Genomic DNA, 16,768 nt, shown 5'->3' with positions numbered 1-16,768 from the left:
GCGGGGAGCCGCGAGGCGGAACGGTTTACCGCGCGCCGGTCGTGGCGGTCAGGCAGCCGAAGCCGGCGATCCATTCGGGAATCGCGCGATACCAGCGCTCGTGGACCTCGAACGGCCCCACCGCCGCCAGCGCGGAGAACGCGGCCACCCAGCACCGCACCTCGTGTGACGAGTTCCCCGCTGCCTCGGCCATCGCGTCGGCCTCCAGCTCATCAAAGGCCGTCGGATCCCCGGCAGCACACAGATCGAGGAACGCCGCATCCCAGGCGGGATTGAGTTCCTGGATGGTGCCCTCGCCGCGAGCGTACGCCCGCCCCGCCTCGATCGTCCGCGCCTGGCGGGCCGCACGAGCCTCGGCCGTCGGATTCCGCCCGGCGAGCAGGAACTCCCGCTGCTGCTCCGTCGCCGTCGCCCAGCGCGGCACCGGCGGGTCATGGGACAGCCCGCCCGAGCCGATGATGAGGACCCGCTCGTCCAGCCCGGCCAGGAAATCCCCGATCGCCGCCCCCAGTCTCCTGATCCGGCGCATCGGCACGAACGGCGGCGCGACGGAGTTCACGAACACGGGGACCGTCGCCACCTCGTCGGCGCCGATCAGCGCCGGGACCTGCACGGCCCCGTGATCAACCTCCGCCCCGCGGGAGATCGTGACGTCCAGGTCCCGTTCAGCGAGAAAGCGCGCCATCGCGTACCCCGTCTCCCCGGCCACCGGCAACGCCCCACTCGCCGTGTCGAAATCGCCGACCGCGCGGGCGGCCAGGCACACGGCGTATGGCGGCATCAGGTCATAGAAGAACCCGTTGAAATGGTCGGGGAAGAACGACACGACGAGCGTCGGCCGCACCTCCGTGACGAACGCGCGGACCCGTTCGAGGAGGGCGTTGAAGTCGTCGCGTACGCCCGCCGCCGGCTCCGTGAAGTTCATCAGCGGCGTGTGCGACATGCACACCAGCGAGACGCTCATGAGACCTCTTCCTTGGCCAATGAGGACGGCGGGGTGGGGTCGGCGCGATGCAGGTCCGGGGCCTCGGACTCCGCCTCGGCCGCCGGCCGGTCCCGTGCGAGCACCCGGTCGAGCGCTTCGGACAGGAGCCGTTCGGCGTGGGCGGGGTCCCAGATGGGTTCAGGCGTACGCCACGCCACGACACCGTCCGGCCGCACGAGGAGTGCACCCGCCTCGTGGATCTCCCGCTGCCGCCGCCAGTCGTGATAGGGATCGCGGGCCTCCGGATCGGCGCCGATCAGGACACACCCGAGCCACGGCAGCCCGAGCGCGTCGACGGCGGCCCGCCACGCCGTGCCCGCGGGACCCGACACCACCGTGAACGACCCGGCACCCACGACATCGAGCGTCGACCGGCGGTGTCCGTCGGACCCGACGAGCCAGGCATGCGGGATCTTCGCGCCCGGCCGCGTGGTCGGCTGGTGGTGCGTCTGGGGATCGTGCTGCCAGACCTCGTCGCCCAGGGTGGGATCGGGGATGACCGCGGTGGAGTGGTATCGGTGATTCTTCTCCACCCCCTCCGCGTTGAACTCCGTCTCCTTGAGCTGCAGCGCGTCCTCCAGCTTCTGCCGCAGCTCGATGCCCCGCTCGGTCGGGGCGTTGAGATTGGTGACGATGTTGGTGGCCGGGTCGGCGTCGCCGCTCATGTCGATGCACTCCCGGATCGCCGCATAGTCGAGCCGCGACTGGTTCGCGCGCAGCACGATCTGCTTGCCCACCGGAGCACGCTCGGCCGAATAGGACTCCAGGAGTTCCTCACCGGCGCGACCCTGCAGCACATAGGCGAGCTTCCAGGCGAGATTGTGGCCATCCTGCACACAGGTATTCAGCCCCAGCCCGCTCGACGGCGGATGCCGGTGGGTGGCGTCGCCGCCGCAGAGGACACGTCCGTGGCTGTACTGCGTCGCGTACTGCTGGTTCACATACCAGACCATCCGGTTGAAGATGTCGATCTCGAGATCGGGGACGCCAACCAGCGCCCGCACCCGACGGGTGATCTCCTCGTCGGTGATCTCGGGCACGCCGTCCTCGATCAGGAAGCCCCACCCGCAGATCCACTCCGTCCAGGGCTTGGTGCACCGCAGCAGGCCGAGCCCGATCTCGCCGACCGCCATCTCGGGGTTCACGAACCAGTGCAGGATGCTCGGACGGTGGGCGACGTAGGCGCTGAGGTCGCAGCGGAACTGCGTGTAGAGCGTCCCCGCTCGACTCACATGCCCCTCGAACGGCAGCCCGATGCCCTCCGCAACCCGTGAGCGCGCGCCATCGGCGCCCACGAGATATGCCGTGCGCACCTCCTCCTCGGCCCCCGTCAGCGTGTTGCGCAACGTCGCCGACACACCGTCCTCATCGGCCGCGAACGAGACCAACTCGGTGTGATAGGTGATCGTGACGCCCGCCTGGCCGGCCGCGTCGACAAGCACCGGCTCGATGCGATCCTGCGGGATGTCGAGATAGTCACACGGGCTGTGGCGCCGATAGTCCCCGTGCCGCGCGAACCCGGCGCCCCAGGACGGCATGCGGGCAAGCTCCGGACCGGTGAGGCTGATCGCGAGCAGCGAGTCGCCCATCTGGTCCCACGGGGTCGCGACCTTGGTGGCCGCCTCCTCGACGCCGAGGTCCCGGAAGACCTCCATCGTGCGCTGGCTGGTGATGTGGGCGCGCGGTGTGTTGGCGACCCAGGGGGTGCGGGAGATCATGCGGACGCGGACGCCCAGTTGCGCCAGCGCCAGGGCCGTGGTCACCCCGAACGGGCCGGCGCCGACCACGAGCACCTCGGGCTGCTGCTTCGTTGCAGTCATCGCGTCTCCTCTGTCTTGCGATGCACGAACACTAACATGCTAGTATTTCAGCGCGCCAGAGTTGATCGGTGCGAGGCCGAGTCAAAGGGGACACGATCATGACGCAGGACTTCGACACCGACGTCATCGTGGTCGGGGCAGGGCCGATGGGCGGGACGACGGCGCTGGCCCTGGCGACCTACGGCGTACGGGTGCTCACCATCTCCAGATGGAACTGGGTCGCGCACAGCCCACGCGCCCACGTGATGAACCAGCGCGCGCTCGAGGTGTTCCGGGACCTGGGGATCGAGGAGGAGGCGAAGGCGGCGGGCACGCCGTGGGAGCTCATGGGCGACCACATCTTCGCCACCAGCCTGACCGGGCCCGAGGTCGCGCGCCTGCGCACGTGGGGGACCGGCGACGAACGGCGAACCGACTATCTGCTCGGCAGCCCGTGCGGACTGCTGGATCTCGGGCAGCCGCTGATGGAGCCGATCGTCGTGTCCAAGGCGGCAGCGCGGGGCGCGGTGTTCCGGTTCGGGGTGACCTATCTCGGGCACGAGCAGGACGCCGACGGCGTCACCGTGCGGATGGTCGACGAGGTGACCGGGATGGAGTTCACGCAGCGGGCGCGGTTCCTGGTCGGGGCCGACGGCGCGCGGTCGCAGATCGCGGAGGAGATCGGGCTCGAGATCGTCGGCCAGCAGGCGCGGGCGGGGCAGATCTATGCGATGTTCCACGCCGATCTCACCGAGCTCGTGGCGCATCGCCCCAGCATCCTCCACTATCTGCTCCAGCCGGCGACGGGTTTCGGGGAGTTGGGCCTCGGCGTGCTCCGGGCCGTCCGCCCCTGGGATCAATGGATGGCGGGCTGGGGCTTCGACCAGACCAAGGGCGAGCCGGACCTCGACGAACAGCGCGCCGCGGACACCATCCGGACGCTGGTCGGCGACCCCGACCTGCGCGTGAACGTGCAGTGGGTGTCGCCCTGGTATGTGAATCAGCAATACGCGACGGACTACAGCCGCGGGCGCGTCTTCTGCGGTGGCGATGCCGTGCACCGGCATCCACCGTCGAGCGGGCTCGGGTCGAACACCTGCATTCAGGATGCGTTCAACCTGGGGTGGAAGCTGGCTTATGTGGTGAAGGGGTACGCGGGGCTCGAGCTGTTGCAGACCTATTCCGACGAGCGCGCGCCGGTGGGGAAGCAGATCGTCGAGCGGGCGAACCAGTCGCGGTTCGACTATGCGCCGCTGCGTGCTGCGTTCGCCGCCGAGGGGGACGATCCCGTCGCTGCCGGGGTCGCGAAGCTGCGCGACCGGTCGCCGGAAGGGGCCGCGGCGCGGGCCGAGCTGCAGGCGGCGATGGACCTCAAGAACTATGAGTTCAACGCGCAGGGGGTGGAGCTCAATCAGCGGTATGTCTCCACTGCCGTCGTGCCGGACCAGGACGCGCCGGAGGTGTTCGCGCGGGATCCGCAGCTCTATCTCCAGGCCACCACGAGGCCCGGGGCGAAGCTGCCCCATGCCTGGTTGGTGAACCGGGATGGGCGGCGTACCTCCACCCTCGACATCACCGGCCGCGGGATCTTCTCCCTCGTCACCGGACTGTCCGGGCAGGCGTGGGTCGAAGCCGCCTGGCGGAGCGAGCGGGAATGCCTGCGGACGATCGTCATCGGTGAGGACGACTATCAGGACCTCTATGGCGCTTGGGCCCGGGTGCGGGAGATCGACGAGGCGGGGGCGGTGTTGGTGCGGCCGGATGGGTACGTTGCCTGGCGATGCTCCGACGCCGTCTTCGACCCCAAGGTGGCGACGCGAATGCTGGCGGACGTGTTGGATCGTGTGCTCGGCGCGCCGATCCCCGTCGGGGCTGACGGCGCGACGTCCCGGCCCGTCGTGCCTCGGACGGCGGACCTTCCCGGTGGCCCACGCGAGCGATCGCTGGGTGAGGAACTTGGCACGCTCTGAGGCGCCCGGCCGGGGCTCGTGCAGAGCGAATGCGCCGGTCACCGGGGACTAGGATCCGGTTCATGCGTTTTGCGCCGGGCAGCAGGGCTGCGGTTATCGGGGGGCGGCTGGCGCACCAGGTCTATGACGAGTTGAAGCAACAACTCCTGGCCGGGGCCCATCAGCCGGGGTCAGCGCTGGTCGTCAACGACCTGTGCACGGAGTTCGGGGTGAGCAAACAGCCGGTCATGGAGGCGCTGCGCGCCTTGGCCGGCGACCGGCTGGTGGAGATCCAGCCGCAGGTGGGCGTGCGGGTGCGGGACTTCAGCGCCCATGAAGTCGAAGCGTTCTTCTGGTTCTTCGCCCGGTGCGAGGGCTCCATGGCCAATCGCGCCGCCCAGTTCGGCACCGAAGCTGAGATGGCTGAGCTCGAAGTGTTGTGCGAGGAACTCGAGCAGCTGGAGGGTTCACCGGACGAGGTCGGGCAGCTCGGCTATCGCCGCGGCAATCGCGAGGTCCACTCGCTGATCCATGCGATGGGGCGTTCAGCGCTCGCGGCGGACATCAGCTATGACCTGTTCGACCTCAGCGATTTCCTCATCGTCACCCATGGCCGCGGGTTCAGCGGGCGCCTGGCCGAGCGCAACCACGGACACCGAGAGGTGCTCGACGCCATCCGCCGCCGTGACCCGGAAGCGGCGGAGGAGGCCATGCGCCTGCACGTTCTCACCTCCCCACTCGGCGGGCATCAGCTGGCTTGACCGGCCGGGGGACGTGACATGCGTCCCGTCGGGGCCGGTGCCGCTGGTGGTCCCGCAGAAGAACTGCTGACGCTCGACTCAGCCCTGGCCGCGGAACCTGCCGCCGACCCACCGGCCGAACTCGCCGACGCCCTCGCCGAGGTCCCGCATCAACCGTGCGATCGCGTCCTGGGAGGAGCGGAAGGCGGACAGATAGGACTCGGCCGCGGCCTGGGCCTCGGCGGAGATCTTCGCGTCCTTGTCCTCGCTGCGACGGGGATAACTGCCCGCGAGGATCTCGGCATAGTGGCCCGAGTCCACCCAGCGGCGGAGTTCGCCGGCGCGGACGACGTTCATCGGATGCGTCGCACCCTCCACGAGCATGAACTTCATCACCGAGTCGCGCAGGTCCTCGGTTTCCTCGTATTCCCGTGCCTGCTCCAGGAACTCCGTCTGATCGAGATCCTGCAGATGACCGCCGGATGCGATCTTCATCTGCACGCGGATCGCGGCGGCCACGTCCTGGGTGGACAGCAGTCCTGCGCGGTCGCTCGACAGCTCCGCCTTCCGCGCCCACTCCGCCAGCGCCGCGCTGATCGCACGGATGCCCCAATAGCCGATCGGAATGCCGGCGAAGTTGGTGCCGAACCGGATCATGTACGCCAACAACGTCCGATAGAGCGCATGTCCACTCAGCGCGTGACCCAGCTCGTGGCCGAGCACGAACCGGAGTTCGTCGTCGTGCATCAGGTCGACCAGCGCGGAGTCGATCACGATCTTGGGGCTGTCCACGCCGATCGTCATCGCGTTGAGCCGCGGTGAGGCCTGCACGAACAGCTCCGGGAGCCCGGGAGCGTCGAGGGCGGCGGCGGCTTCGGCATAGAGGCGGTGCACCCGCGGGAACTGCCGCTCGCTCACCCGCACACACGAGCCGAGCAGGAGCATCTTCACCATGCGCTCGTTGAGGAACCCCGACAGCTTGCGCACGAACGTGTCGAACCCGTGCAACTTGCGCAGGGCGACCAGCGCGCCGCGATCGGCGGGGTGCTCCCAGGCGCGGGAGGAGATCTCGGTGAGGACGATGCGGTTGCGGATGGGCCTGCTGTTCTCGGTCACCGTGCCATTCTGGCCCGTCCCGGGTTCCTTCGACCTCGGCCCCGGCCGGCGCCGGCTCAGAAGCGGAGGCGGAGGGCGGGGTCGTTGGCGGGGAGGGTACGCACGGGTCCCGGCCCGGTTTCGGCCGTCTCGAACCGCACGGTCACCCGGCCGAGACCAGCGCCCCACACCCAACCCGCGCCGAACTCGTCATGCACCACATCGACGCCCGGGAGCCACGTCGTCGGACGGCGCCGGATCCGGGTGTCGGCGGGCGGGGTCCCCGCGCCGGCCACATCCGCCGCGGTGGTGACGACTGTCGTGTCCACCCCGTTCGCGTCCAGCGCGTCCCCGTGCGACGTGACCCCGTCCGGCGACTCCCCGTTCGGCATTGCCCCGTCCAGCGACTCCCCGTCCGGCGAGAACAGCTCCTCCTGCGCGACATGGGTGAGCCCGGCCACGCCGACCCCGATAAGCCGCACCCCCTCGCTGAGGTCCAATCCGGAAAGCAGTTCCCTCGCCACCCGGGCGATCACCTCAGCCCGGTCGGTCGCGCCGTCGAGGGTCCTTGACCGGGTCCACGTGGTGAAATCCGGCCGCCGCACCTTGATCGTCACCGTCCGTGCGAACAGTCGCCCCGCGCGCACGCGCGTCGCCACCTCGGCCGCGTCCCGCTCGAGCAGGGCGGCAAGCTTGGCCGGATCGCGCTCGTCGTGCTCGAACGTGTCCTCCACGGAGATCGACTTCGCCTCGCGCTCGGCCACCACCGGCCGGTCGTCGCGCGCGAATGCCAATTCGTGCAGGTTGGCGCCGGCGGCCCTGCCCAGCTCCCGCACCAGTTCCGCCGATGTCATGGCCTGGAGATCGGCGACCGTGCGTACCCCCAACCTCCCCAACCGCTCACCCGTCGCCGGCCCCACGCCCGGGATGACCCGCACCGACATGGGGGCGATCAGCGTGACTTCCGTGCCGGGCTCGACGATCCGGAGACCGTCGGGCTTGTCGAGCTCGGTGGCGAGCTTGGCGATGAACTTGGACGAGCCGATCCCGACCGACGCCGTCAACCCGCCCGTGCGGGCCGACACCTCGGTCTTCAGCTCACGCACCAGGTCCGTGAGCGCCTCGACCGTGAACTCCAATCCCCGTGGCGACGCGGCGAGATCCACGAACGCCTCGTCCATCGACAGCGGCTCCACCAGCGGCGAGATCGCCCGCAGCGCCTTCATCACGTGCTGACTCGCCTCCCGATAGGCCGCGAACCGCCCGCTCAGGAACGCGGCGTGCGGGCAGCGGCGGCGGGCTTCGTGGGTGGGCATGGCGGAACGTACGCCGAACACCCGCGCCTCATAGGACGCCGTCGCGACCACCCCGCGCTGGCCGATGCCGCCGACGATCACGGGCTTCCCGCGCAGCGATGGTTTGTCCCGCTGCTCGACGGCGGCGAAGAACGCATCCAGGTCCAGGTGGAGGATCGAAGGACGGGTGCGCACACCCGCATTCTGCCCCGCCCACCGTTCCTGACCGCCGGTCCGGTTGTCCCGAAACGGGTGGGGGCCGAATTGATGGCTTGACCAACGGCGCGTCGCTTGATCGGATAGTTCCGGATGACCGCATCGGGGGGAGTCATGCACGTTGGTTCACGTCTGTCCGCGGCCGCCGGAGTTCTGGCGCTCGCCTCCGTCGGGGTGCCCGCGGTGGCAGCCGAGGACGTCGGCTGCGGTGACCTGATCACGGCCTCCACCCAGCTGACCCGGGACCTCCACTGCACCGGCGAGGACGGCGACGGTCTCACCATCGCCGCCAGCGGCGCCGAGGCCGAACCGCTGGTCCTCGACCTCAACGGCCACACCCTCGCCGGCGGCGGCGAGCGGGGCCTGGCGGGCATTCGCTTCACGGGCCAGAACAACGTCGTGGTCCGCAACGGGACGATCACCGGTTTCCACGTGGGCGTCGAGGTCCAGCAGTCGATGCGCGTGACGCTCACCGGGCTCACCGTGCACGGAATCGACCGCGGCATCAACGTCGGCGGGGGCGGCTACCACCTGATCGAGAAGAACACCGCCACCGCCGAGCAGCGCGACGGCATTCGGCTGGGGGCGACGACCAACAACTACGTGGTCAAGAACACCGTGCCGGAGGCGGTGTGGGGGATCTCGATTGCGGGGTACACCACCAGCAACTTCATCGAGAAGAACACCGTCACCGGCAGCGTCCGGCACGGGATCGGCGCCTTCGACAATGCGCGCGCGGTCACGATCGTGAAGAACGAGGTGGCCGGGAACTACGACGGCATCTTCGTGGGCAAGGAAGTCCTCGAGGCGCACCTGGAGAAGAACGAGGCGGCCGACAACCGCGAGGACGGCATCCACGTCGACACCGCCAGCGCGAAGCTGATCAAGAACATCGCCACCGGCAACACCGGGCTCGGGATCCTCGCCGTCGAGGGCGTCAGCGGTTCCGGCAACGTGGCGTCCGGCAATCTTGCCGGCGGCGCTGAGAACCCGACCCAGTGTGTCGGTGTGGAGTGCGCACCCGCCTGACGGTCAGGCCGGCACGATCTTGATGTTGCCCGACGCGGTGACCACCTGGATGCTGGCGTGGTCGTCCGATTCCTCATCGGGCTCGGTTTCGGGGAGGAGCACGCGGACATCGCCGGTGGCCGAGTTGAGGTTGAGCCAGGTGGGTGTTCCTTCGGGTACGCCGACCGACACGTTCCCGGAGCCGGCCTTCACGAACAGGTCGCCGCGGTTTGACGCCACGGTGATGTCACCGGACCCGGCTTTCGCGTCGAGCGCGCGCCCGACGCGGCCGATCGTGATGTCGCCCGAAGCGCTGCGGACCCGGGCGGCGCCATCGACGTCGGTGATGTCCAGGTCGCCGGAGGCGATCGACACCTCGGTGGGCCCGGTGACGCGAGCAAGACGCACGTCCCCCGACCCCGCCAGCACCGACACGTTCCCCAACTCGACGCGGGTCGTGACGTTGCCGATGCGCGTCCTGATCTCGACGTCGATGCCCGTGGGCACGGCGAGGCGCACGTCGGCCTCCTGTCGGGAATGGATCGTCAGCCACGAGTCGTGCTGATCGATCCGCGGTTCCCGAATGGTGTCGATCGTGCCCTCGACGTGTGTGCCGCCGGAGTCCGAGAGGGTGACGGCGCCGCTGTGGACCTTGAGCACCAGCCGGCGTACCCCCTCCGCCCGCACCCCGTGCTCCATCACACCCACCCCCGATAGCTGTTGCCCCAGCCGCCGGCGGTCGGCGGGCCGGGCGGGAACGGCCGACGACCGGGACCGGGCGGTCCCCACGGGCCGGGCTGGCCGGGGTCGGGCTGGCCGGGCCACTGCGGCGGGCCCCACGGACCCGGGCCGCCCCAGCCTCGTCCGCGCCCGCGGCCTCGGCGGCTGCGCTCCCGATCGCCCCGGCCGCGGCCTTCGCGGCCACGCTCGCCGCGCCCCTCGCCACCGCGGCCACCGCGACCGTCGCCACCGCCGCGCCCGTCGCCACCACCGCGACCGTCGCCACCGCCGCGACGGAACGAAGCGCGCTGGAGACGGTTCATGGCCAAGCGGGTGAGCCAGGCGTTCGTCGAGATGCCCTCTTCGGCGGCCACCTCGTCGATGCGCTTCTTCACCGAAGCGGGGAGGCGGAGGCTGATGCGGGCCAGGGGTTCGTCGGCATCATCGTCGCCGAGCACTGTGCCGTCGTCGTCGAAGTCGTTCGGATCGTCGTCGGTGTCGTCCTCGGGGGAGTACGCCGCCGGGGTCACCTGATGCACGACGAACTGGGGGTCGGCGCCGGCCATGCGTACTTCCACACTCGTCGGCGCCAGGTCCGCGCTGATCTCGGCGGTGGCGTCGGAGAGGGCCTGGATGAGGGTGAGGCGGAGGGCGGAATCCATGGAGGCGCCGAGTTTCTGCGCCACTTGCTGCGTGTCCTCGTCGGCGAGCGCGGTGGCTTGTTGGACCTGCTCGCGGACGGACTCTATGTATTGGGAAAGTTCCATGACTCCATGATGGCGCCATTGTGGCGTCATTTCAAGGTATTGATGGCGCCAATTGCGGGAGTTCGGGGAGGTGGTGAGCGGTCCTTGTGTCTTGACCCGTCCTGCGGGTCAGATCGCGAGGGCTCGCGCACCCACTTTTGTCCCTGGTCTCGTTTACGCTCCTGGGCGTGGCTTCTGGTGTGACCGTGGACGTCGTGGCAACCCCGTGGGTTAACCATGCGATGGCGCATGTCGGGCTGCCGTTCGTGCGGCGGGTCGTGGTGGATCTGAGTGCGCTGGGCGGCGCTGTCCGCGAGGTTCGCGTCGAGGTGACGCTGCGGGATCAGTTCGGTGACGTGCTGACGCGGCCGTGGTCGCGCACGCTTGCCGACCCCGACCCGGCTCTTCCCTGGGAGCTGGACGACCTGGACATCGCCTTCGAGCCGGGCGCGATCAGCACCATCGAGGAGGAGACCGCCGCCGAGCTCGAGGTCGCGGTTGATCTCGACGGGACTCGGGCGGCGACGGTCCACCGCCGGTTGCCGGTGCTCGCTGCCCGTCAATGGGTCATCGATCCGCACGCGGAGTTGCTGTCGCTGGAACTGCTCTCGTCGTTCGTGCAGCCCAACCATCAGTCGGTCGCTGCGCTCCTCCCGCGCGTGGCCGAGCGGCTTCTGCAGAAGACGGGCAGCGGATCCCTCGGTGTCCAGGGGCTCAGTCCGACCGGGATCGACACCGTGGTCGAGGCGGCGTTCGCCGTGCTGCACGACCTTTCCATCCACTATGCGGAGCCGCCGGCGAGCTGGGGGCTGGGGCAAAAGGTGCGGACACCGGGGGACGTGCTCGACGGGCGTCTCGGCACCTGCCTCGACACCACGCTGACGTTGGCCGCCGTGCTCGAGCAGATCGGCATTCCGCCGGTCGTCTGGATCGCGCGCGGTCATGCGTTCCTCGGCTATTGGCGCTATCTCGACCGCGGGCTGCCGAATGCCGCCACGACCGAGATCGCCCAGGCCGCGAACGCGGTCGACCTCGACCTCATGGGGGTCGTGGAAACCACGATGATCACCCGCGAGCGCCGGCCGCCGAAGGACCTGTTCGAGCGCGCCGGGAATGCGGTCCGCGACCATTGGTTCACCGGGCGCAGTCACGAGCTCATCGCCGTGGTCGACGTCGCGATGGCGCGCATGCTGCGCATCCACCCGCTGCCGTCGCGGCGCGTGCGCGAGGACGGTGTGGTGGAGATCGTGGAGTGGTCCCCGCCGGCTCGTGCGAGCGGCGCCGGGGCGACCGTGCAGGCCGCGGAGCCCGGGGTGCCCGCTGTCTCGGCGAAGCGCGCCGACGTCCCACCGCGCATCCAGGCCTGGAAGAACGCGCTGCTGGATCTCAGCCTCCGCAACCGGCTGCTCAACCTCGGCCAGCCGATGGCGCAGGTCCGGTTGGTCGTTCCGCAGGGGGAGCTGGGGGCCGTGGGCGACGTGCTGCAGCAGGGCCGCACCCTCACTCTCCGCGCGGTCGAGGACCTGAACTCGGCCGTGCGCACGACCCTCGACCGCGATGCCCACGCCATTCCCGGCGACGTGCAGCGCGACCTGCTCGAGGTCCGCTCGACGATCTTCACCGAACTTCAGGGACCGAGCCACAAGGCCGAGCTGGACCGGCTGCGGTTCCGGGCCCAGTCCGGGCGGCGTGAGACCGGGGCGAACCCCCTGCTCCTCAGCCTCGGGCGGCTGGACTGGAAGCTCGGCGACCGCGACCTCGCAGCGCCGCTCGTGCTGATTCCGGCGGAGATCCGTGGGCTGACGTTGCCCTATCGGATCGCGTATGACCCCGCCGGCGAAGTCACCGTCAACCGCAGCCTCCTGGAAAAACTGCGCCACGAGTTCGGGTTCGCCGTGCCCGCGCTCGCCGAGATGCCGCGCACGGCGGACGGTGCGGTGGATGTCGCCGAGGTGCTCCGCCTGTTCCGGATGGCGCTGGACGAGAGCGAGCTCGGCTTCCGCGTCGTGGACGAGGCGCGGTTGACGATCAGCGGCTTCACGGGCTATCTCCTGTGGCGGGACCTCGACCAGCACTGGGAGACGTTCCTCGAGTCGCCGCTGGTGCGGCATTTGGTGGAGACTCCGACGGGGGAGTACGCGGATCCGGGCGCCACGCAGGACTCCCTCCCGGCCCTCGACGAGGTGGTCGCCGTGGCGCCGATCCCCGCGGACGGATCGCAGGCGCAGGCGATCGCGCTGGCCCGCGCGGGTCGGTCGTTCGTGCTCGAGGGACCACCCGGGACCGGCAAGTCGCAGACGATCACCAACATCCTCGCGGACCAGATGATGCAGGGTCGGCGGGTGCTGTTCGTCGCCGAGAAGGGCGCCGCGCTCGATGTGGTCCGCAAGCGCCTCGGGCACGTCGGGCTGCTGCCGTTCACGCTCGACCTCCATGACCACAACGCCAGTCCGACCACGGTCAAGGCGGGGCTGAAGTCGGCCCTCGCCCAGCAGCCGATGGCGGATGCGGATGGCTATCGGGTGGCGGGGCAGGACGTCCATGCCACGGCCGCAGTCCTCACCGGTTATCGCGACCGGCTCCATGAGCCCAACCGGGCGGGCCTGTCATTGTGGGATGCCCACGCCCAGCACCTGGCGCTCGGAGACGGTCCGACGCTGCCGGTGCCCGAGGCCGCGGTCGGTCGGGCGGACTTCGACGCCGCGGAACTCCGCCGCGCGGTGGCGGACGCGGTCGCGCCACTTGCCGAGCTCGGCCCACACGGCGCGGCGGCCTGGGGTTTCGCGGGCGTGACAGGGGCGCCACCGGCCGAGGTGCTGGCGGCCGTCGAGCGGGTGGACCGGGCGCAGGCCGCGCTGCCGCCCGACCTGTTGCCCGCCGGGATCGCCACGGTCGCGGATCTCGAAGCCGTGGTCTGGTTGCTGCTGGAGCCGGGACTGGGTGAGGACCTGGCCGTCCTCGATTCGCCGCGCTGGCGGGCCGCGCTGGCCGAGCTCCAGCAGCGCACTGGGCAGGTGGCCCAACGCTTCGCCGACCTGCTGCCGCAGTTCCTGCCGCCCGTCCTGGAGGTCGACCTGTCGCCGGTGCGCCAGCACCTGCGCGAGGCCAACGCGTCCTTCTTCATCGGCCGCAAGGGGCGACTCCTCCGCGCCGCGGCGCCCGTGCTCGACCATCTGCGGCCCGGTGTCGAGGTGCGGCCGGCCGAGTTGCCCGACCTGGTCGAACAGATCGCCGCGGTCGCCGCCGACCAGCGGGCGGTGCAGCAGTCCTGGCGGGCGTTGCCGGGCCTCGCCGAAATAGGCGCGCTCGCTCTCGCCGACCCGGGCGCGGCGCTGGAGATCGAACGCCTGATCACACAGCGCACCGAGGCCGCGCAGCGCTTCGGCCGCCTCTCACCCGAGCTGGGTGCGGAGGTGCGCCGGCGCCGCCGGGCTGGGTCGTTCGGCGCCGGCGTGCACCCTTCGGGGGGAGAGGCTGAGCCCTCACCTTTTGACCCGCCCCACGGGTCAAAGGGTGAGGACGCGGTGACAGGTCGGGGAAGCGGGCCCAACGACGGGCCCATCGGCGGGCTCGACCACGGCGCCCTTGACGGGCTCAACGACGGGCCCACCAGGAGCCCGGCGGTCGACGGTCCATTGCGCGAACTCGTCGCGGCCTGGGCCGTCCTCGCGACCGCGACCGACAGCCGCGCCGACGACCAAGCGCGGTTCGCGGGCGAAGCCGGTCTCCTGGCGGCCTGGCGAGCCGGTCGGGAGCGCCGCACTCAGGACTCGGCGCTCCTTGCCCGCTGGCGGCGCGCGGCTGCTCCGTTGGAGCCACTGACCGACGCTGTGCCGGAGGCCCGCTGGGCCCTGCTCACCGGCAGCGTGCCCGCGGAGGACGCACCGGCGGGCTTCGACCGCGGAGTGGCGATGGCCGCGCTGGCGGAGCGGTGGCGCGCGGCCGGGTTCGACGACTTCCATGGGCCGAGCCATGACCGGACCGCGGAGCGATATGTCCGTGCCGGGCAGTCCCTCCGCGACAGCCTCACCACGGTGCTGCCCGCCGGGCTGATCGACCGCCGTCCGTTCCGCCCGAACGCGGTCATCGGGCGGGCCGCCGCCCTGGACCGGGAGCTGAACCGGACCCGAGGGGGAGCGAGCGTACGCCAACTCATCCAGACCCACGGCGCCGTCATCGCCGAGATCACGCCGTGCGTGCTCGTCAGCCCCGACTCACTGGCCCGGTTCGTGCCGCCCGGTGCGATGGAGTTCGACCTGGTGGTGTTCGACGAGGCATCCCAGATCCGTGTGCCCGACGCGATCGGTGCCCTCGGCCGGGCCCGCGCCTGCGTCGTCGCCGGCGACTCGAAGCAGCTCCCACCGACCCAGTTCGCGCAGGTCAGTGTTGACGACGACGAGGAGACCGTCGACGAATTCACGGTCGTGCCGGACGAGGAATCAGTGCTCGGGGAGTGCGTGCAGGCGGGGCTGCCGCGGCATTGGTTGTCGTGGCACTACCGGTCGACCGATGAGGCGTTGATCGCGTTCTCGAATGAGCAGTACTACGAGGGCCGCCTCTCCTCCTTCCCCGCCTCCCCGGCCGACCGCTTCGACACCGGCGTCTCCTTCACTCGGATCGACGGACATTTCCGCCGCAGTGTCCCGAAGGACGCGGGCCAGGCGGAGAAGGGCCTGCTGCGCACGAATCCGACCGAAGCCGCCGCCGTGGTCGAGGAAGTGCTGCGGCGCTGGCGCCGGCGCGAACGCTCGATCGGCGTCGTGACGTTCAACGCCCCGCAGCGCAACCTCATCCATCGGATGCTGTGGGACTCGGGCGTCGAAGGGGTCGCCGAGTCGATGGTGCTCGCGGACGACGGCCTGTTCGTGAAGAACCTCGAGAACGTCCAGGGTGATGAGCGGGACGTGATCATCTTCTCGACGGCGTTCTCGGCGAACCAGGCCGGCGTGCTGCCCCTCAACTTCGGCCCCCTCAACCGCGCCGGCGGCGAGCGGCGGCTCAACGTCGCGGTCACCCGGGCCCGGCGGCGGGTGATGGTGTTCTCGTCGTTCGACCCCGAGGACATCCGCGTCGAGCAGACGAACTCGGTCGGTGTGCGGCACTTGCGGGCGTATCTGGAGGTGGCGAAATACGGTACGCCGCCCGAGGTCGTCCCCAGCGCCGGCGCACTCGACCGGCATCGCGAGGAGATCGCCGAAGCGCTGCGCCGCGAAGGGCTGGCGGTCGAGACCTCCGTCGGGCTGTCGGAGTTCCGGATCGATCTGGTGGTCACCGACCCCGCGCGGGGTGACCGGTCGGCGCTGGCGGTCCTGCTCGACGGCCCCGGGTGGGCCCGGCGGACCACCACAGGGGATCGGGACGGGCTGCCCGATCAGGTGCTGCGCGGGATCATGGGCTGGCCGGCCGTGCATCGCGTGTGGCTGCCCGAATGGCTCGGGGATCGGGCCGCGGCGCTGCAGCGCGTGATCGAAGCGCTCGCCGCAGTGGACAGCCGACGGGCGATCGGTGAGGCCGAGGGGGAGTCGGTGTTCCTGCCCTATGAGCCCGGCGGTGACTCACCCGTCCTCGATTCCGGTGAGGAGCCCGACGGGGCAGACGATCCCCTCAACCTGTTCAACGGGGAGGACGACCCCGACGAGGGGCCCTATGCGGAGCCGGACTTCGAAACCCGTCCGCGTGGGCGCCTCGACAAGCTCGACTGGCCGGGACAGGCTCAGGCCCAGACCATCGACCTGATGCGCGAGATCGTCGAGGCCTGCGGCCCGATCAGTGTCCGGCGCCTCGCGCGCCTCGTGGTCAGCGTGCACGGGATCAGCCGGCTGACCGAGACCCGGCTCACGCAGATCCGGCCGATCGTGCCCGATGATCTGCGCCGCGACACCGAGGGGTTCATCTGGCCCCGCGGCCGCGATCCGCTGCGGTGGGAGGGCTTCCGGTCCGGCGGCAACGCGAAGGACCGGCCGCTGGAGGACATCGCCCTCCGTGAGCTCGCCAACGCGCAGTGTCACTTGGTGCGGCAGTCCGTCGGCATCGCCGACGAGGAACTCCACCGGGAGACCACTCGGCTGTTCGGGGGAACGCGGGTGACGGAGAGTGGGCGTACGCGGCTCGAACAAGCCCTCGACCACGCGGTCGCCGAGCGCCGACTGAAGCGCGCCGGCGGCCTCGTCGTGCCTGCTTAGGCGATCGCGCCAAACCTGGGGCGATCGGGCCAA

The 16,768-nt window shown here is 70.4% G+C and carries 10 protein-coding genes; 4 read left to right on the top strand and 6 right to left on the bottom strand.

The window, feature by feature from the left end:
* Nucleotides 1-25: 25 nt before the first annotated feature.
* A complete protein-coding gene (locus ACQ260_RS07610; RefSeq protein ID WP_432558815.1) occupies nt 26-964 on the bottom strand; it encodes a 3-carboxyethylcatechol 2,3-dioxygenase in 939 nt (312 codons plus the stop codon).
* Nucleotides 961-2,805: an FAD-dependent monooxygenase gene (locus ACQ260_RS07605; RefSeq protein WP_432558814.1), complete on the bottom strand. Its 1,845-nt coding sequence runs from the start codon at nt 2,803-2,805 to the stop codon at nt 961-963. The genes ACQ260_RS07610 and ACQ260_RS07605 overlap by 4 nt, the downstream gene beginning before the upstream one ends.
* Before the next feature lie 98 nt (nt 2,806-2,903).
* Between ACQ260_RS07605 and ACQ260_RS07600 the strand changes: the two genes are divergently transcribed.
* Together ACQ260_RS07600 and ACQ260_RS07595 are read left to right on the top strand one after the other, a co-directional pair.
* Nucleotides 2,904-4,754: an FAD-dependent monooxygenase gene (locus tag ACQ260_RS07600; RefSeq protein ID WP_432558813.1), complete on the top strand. Its 1,851-nt coding sequence runs from the start codon at nt 2,904-2,906 to the stop codon at nt 4,752-4,754.
* Nucleotides 4,755-4,816: 62 nt separating this feature from the next.
* Nucleotides 4,817-5,494: a GntR family transcriptional regulator gene (locus ACQ260_RS07595; RefSeq protein ID WP_432558812.1), complete on the top strand. Its 678-nt coding sequence runs from the start codon at nt 4,817-4,819 to the stop codon at nt 5,492-5,494.
* Between the two features lie 78 nt (nt 5,495-5,572).
* On the opposite strand, the gene ACQ260_RS07590 is transcribed toward ACQ260_RS07595, so the two are convergent.
* A complete protein-coding gene (locus ACQ260_RS07590) occupies nt 5,573-6,589 on the bottom strand; it encodes a M48 family metallopeptidase (protein WP_432558811.1) in 1,017 nt (338 codons plus the stop codon).
* Nucleotides 6,590-6,645: 56 nt separating this feature from the next.
* Complete coding sequence (locus tag ACQ260_RS07585; RefSeq protein WP_432558810.1) at nt 6,646-8,058, bottom strand: DNA polymerase IV; 1,413 nt, start codon at nt 8,056-8,058, stop codon at nt 6,646-6,648.
* Nucleotides 8,059-8,193: 135 nt separating this feature from the next.
* On the opposite strand from ACQ260_RS07585, the gene ACQ260_RS07580 reads away from it, so the two are divergent.
* On the top strand, nt 8,194-9,108 hold the full coding sequence (locus ACQ260_RS07580; RefSeq protein WP_432558809.1) for a right-handed parallel beta-helix repeat-containing protein: 915 nt from the start codon (nt 8,194-8,196) through the stop codon (nt 9,106-9,108).
* Between the two features lie 3 nt (nt 9,109-9,111).
* Here the strand turns inward: ACQ260_RS07580 and ACQ260_RS07575 are convergent, their stop codons facing one another.
* Entirely contained in the window at nt 9,112-9,786 is a 675-nt protein-coding gene (locus ACQ260_RS07575) for a DUF4097 family beta strand repeat-containing protein (RefSeq protein ID WP_432558808.1), read from the bottom strand.
* Nucleotides 9,786-10,574, bottom strand: coding sequence for a hypothetical protein (locus ACQ260_RS07570; RefSeq protein ID WP_432558807.1), 789 nt, complete (start codon nt 10,572-10,574; stop codon nt 9,786-9,788). The genes ACQ260_RS07575 and ACQ260_RS07570 overlap by 1 nt, the downstream gene beginning before the upstream one ends.
* Before the next feature lie 167 nt (nt 10,575-10,741).
* Here ACQ260_RS07570 and ACQ260_RS07565 point away from each other — a divergent pair, with 167 nt between their 5' ends.
* Nucleotides 10,742-16,735, top strand: a complete 5,994-nt coding sequence (locus ACQ260_RS07565; RefSeq protein WP_432558806.1) for a DUF4011 domain-containing protein — start codon at nt 10,742-10,744, stop codon at nt 16,733-16,735.
* Nucleotides 16,736-16,768: the final 33 nt, after the last annotated feature.

It is taken from the genome of Ammonicoccus luteus (genome assembly GCF_050880385.1).
Lineage (GTDB): Bacteria > Actinomycetota > Actinomycetes > Propionibacteriales > Propionibacteriaceae > Enemella.
This window is presented reverse-complemented; position numbering and strand designations above follow the sequence as displayed.